Origin of the sequence: Acinetobacter sp. YH12102 (genome assembly GCF_013419125.1) — a bacterium.
GTDB classification, from domain to species: Bacteria; Pseudomonadota; Gammaproteobacteria; order Pseudomonadales; family Moraxellaceae; genus Acinetobacter; species Acinetobacter pseudolwoffii.
Genome location: NZ_VPAS01000045.1, coordinates 1 through 2,594, shown reverse-complemented (window position 1 = coordinate 2,594; position 2,594 = coordinate 1). Strand labels below are relative to the sequence as shown.

The following is a 2,594-nucleotide window of genomic DNA, read 5'->3' as shown; positions in this document are numbered from 1 at the left end:
GTAAGCGTCCGCTGAACCCCACTTTTTCTAACTCATTAATACCGCGATAGTGTCCACTTAAATTTAAGTGGACACCTATTTATGGATTTAAAGACAGTTATAGACAGTGCACCAACGCTAAAAAAGCCCCGTCGAACCTTCACAGCTGAATTTAAACATCAACTTATTCAGCAATGCCAGCAGCCAGATACATCAGTGGCCAAGGTAGCAATGCAACATCAGATCAATGCCAATCTGCTACATAAATGGATTCGTCAGTCCAGATCAATGCCCCCTGCATTAAAAACCCCATCCATTCCACAGACTGACTTTCTTCCGGTCATTCTTCACCCGACGCCAGTCAAACAAGAAGCACCTCTACCACCTGTGCCAGAGAAGAAAGCTGTCGCTCATATCAGGATTCCATTACATGAGGCACCAAGTTCCGCAAGGGATCAGATGATCGAGATCGACTGGCCGGTGGAGTCAGTAACTGAATTACTGTTGCTGATCCAGGGTTTGACTCAATGATTCGTATTGATGAGATCTGGTTGTCTACCCAGCCGATGGACATGCGTGCAGGGATGGATACAGCCATGGCTCAGGTGCTGAGAGCCTTTGGCTACATCAAACCGCATTGCGCTTACCTGTTCTGTAATAAGCGTGGCCATCGTATGAAAGTGCTGGTGCATGATGGACTGGGTATCTGGCTGTGTGCCCGGCGGCTGGAACAGGGGAAATTCCACTGGGCTAAAGTTCACCAGGGTGAAAGTATGGCGATCAGCCCGGAGCAGTTACAGGCACTGATCCAGGGTTTGCCCTGGCAAAGAATCGGACTGCAGCAAGTGGTAACAATGCTCTAAACCAGGCTCATCCATTCTGCTATTCTCCAAACGTTCTATTTCCTCTGCATCATGACCTCAGGCATACTGCGGTCATGAATACGCTGCCTGATTTAAGCCAACTGACCCATGAACAACTGCTGGAATTTACCAGACAGTTGGCGATGCAGCATCAGTCTCTGGCACAATCTAAACAACAACTGGAACAATCAAATCAGCAATTAGATGCCAGAGTTCAACATCTTGAAGTCACCAATCAGCAATTAGATTCTAAAGTTCAACATCTTTCTATTCTCAATCAAAAATACGAGCATGAGCTTGCACTATTTAAACAGCATAAATTCGGCAGTAAAAACGAACATCTCACCGCAAAACAAATCCATCTCTGGGATGAAGCGGTTGAAGAAGATATTGCAGCGGTTGATCTGGAACTGGAACGGCTAAATGCAGATAAAACCAATGCAGCTGCACAGAAAGCCCCAGTCAACAAACCTAAACGTCGGCTGTTGCCAGATCATCTACACACCCTCCGTATTGAGCATGAACCTGCATCAACCCAATGTGCTTGTGGCTGTACCTTGCGTCGTATCGGTGAAGATGTCAGTGAAAAACTGAATTTCAGACCGGCACAGTTCTATAAGGAACAGCATGTGCGTGGTAAATGGGTCTGTGATCAGTGTGACACTCTGACTCAGCAAGCGATGCCAGCCTATGTGATTGATAAAGGCATTGCTTCACCTGAATTGCTTAGCCATGTGCTGGTGTCAAAGTATGCCGATCATTTGCCTTTGTACCGTCAACGTCAAATCTTTCTACGCGCAGGTGTTGATCTGTCTAGATCAACGTTATCTGACTGGATTGGCCGCTGTGGGGTGGAACTGGAACCTCTGGCCAATGCCTTAAAACAGGTGGTACTGCAACAGCAGGTGATCCATGCAGATGAAACACCGGTGACGGTCATGCAGATGGGTGAAAATGAGAAAAAGCCCAAAAAAGGTTATGTCTGGGCCTATGCCACCACACAGTACAATCCAGTTCAGGCAGTGATCTATGACTTTCAAGATAGCCGTTCTGGCCAGCATGCTGAAGACTTCCTGAAAGGCTGGCAGGGTCATTTGGTCTGTGATGATTACAGTGGTTATAAAGCACGCTTTAGATCAGGTCAGGTCATTGAGGTGGGCTGCATGGCACATGCACGTCGTAAATTCCATGAACTACATGTGACCAAGAAAAGTCAGGTCGCTGAACAGGCATTAGTGCTGATTCAGAAATTATATGCGATAGAAGCAGAACTCAGGAAAAAGACCGATGGTACGGCAGAACAGCGCCGCGAATACCGACAACAGCATAGTCAACCGGTGATGCAACAACTGTATGAATGGCTCAACCAACATTATCTGACGGTGCCATCGAGTTCTCCAACCGCCAAGGCCATCAATTACACTCTGAAGCGTTGGCCAGCTTTAAGCCGCTATCTGGATGATGGCAATCTACCTATAGATAATAATTGGGTGGAAAACCAGATGCGACCTTGGGCGTTGGGACGTAAGAATTGGCTATTTGCAGGTTCGCTGCGCAGCGGTCAGCGAGCAGCCAATATCATGACATTAATCCAGTCAGCAAAGCTGAATGGGCTGGATCCGTATGCCTATTTAAGTGATGTTCTGAAAAGGTTGCCGACACATAAAGTGACCCAAATAGAAGAATTACTGCCACACCGCTGGAAATCCAACTCAAATTAAAAAATAGGCATGGGGTTCAGCGGACGCTTAC

3 protein-coding genes are annotated in these 2,594 nt (G+C 46.9%); all 3 read left to right on the top strand.

Going from position 1 to position 2,594, the window contains the following annotated elements:
• The first annotated feature begins 81 nt into the window (after positions 1-81).
• Positions 82-510: a transposase gene (locus tag FTU42_RS14670; RefSeq protein ID WP_000364662.1), complete on the top strand. Its 429-nt coding sequence runs from the start codon at positions 82-84 to the stop codon at positions 508-510.
• A complete protein-coding gene (gene tnpB / locus FTU42_RS14665) occupies positions 507-842 on the top strand; it encodes an IS66 family insertion sequence element accessory protein TnpB (RefSeq protein WP_000618090.1) in 336 nt (111 codons plus the stop codon). Before FTU42_RS14670 ends, tnpB begins: the two co-directional genes overlap by 4 nt.
• Positions 843-916: 74 nt before the next feature.
• Entirely contained in the window at positions 917-2,563 is a 1,647-nt protein-coding gene (locus FTU42_RS14660) for an IS66 family transposase (protein ID WP_180076391.1), read from the top strand.
• Positions 2,564-2,594: the final 31 nt, after the last annotated feature.